The organism is Neisseria sp. P0021.S007 (assembly GCF_051956855.1).
Genome location: NZ_JBQCXA010001260.1, coordinates 1 through 509 on the forward strand (window position 1 = coordinate 1; position 509 = coordinate 509).

A 509-nucleotide genomic window follows, 5' to 3' on the forward strand; every position below is an offset into this window, starting at 1 on the left:
GGTTTGTGTGGGGGGTGGTTTTGTTTTTGTTTTTTTGGTGTGTTGTTGTTTTTTTGTTGTGGCTGTTGTTTTTGTTGTTGGTGTTGGTGTTTTTTTTGTTGTTGGTTGTGGGGTTGGTTGGTTGGTTGGTTTGGTTGGTTTGGGTTGGGGGGGGTGGTCGGTTGTTTTTGGGGGTGTTGTGTTGGGTTTGGGTGTGGGGTTGTGTTTGTTTGGTGTTGGGTGTGGGTGGGTGGGGGTGTTGGTTGGTGGGGTGTTGGTGTGGGTTTTGTGGTTGGGGGGGGTTTTTGGTTTGTGTTGGGGTGGTGGTTTGGTTGGTTGTTTGGGTTGGGGGGGTTGTTTGGGGGGTTTGTTGTTTGGTTTTTTGTGGTTGTTTGGTGTTGGTTGGGGTGTTTGTTGGTTGGTGTGGGGTGTGTTTGGTTTTGGTGTTTGGTTGTTGTGGGGTTTGTGTGTTGGTTGTTTTGGGTGGGGTTTTGGGGTTGGGGTGTTGTTGTTTGGGTGTGGTGTTGGGG

Annotated in this window: 1 protein-coding gene; it reads right to left on the reverse strand. The window is 49.5% G+C overall.

The window, feature by feature from the left end; all coding sequences use genetic code 11:
* A partial coding sequence (locus ACTHUR_RS18630) for a hypothetical protein (protein ID WP_440400253.1) occupies positions 1-509 on the reverse strand: 509 nt, incomplete at both ends.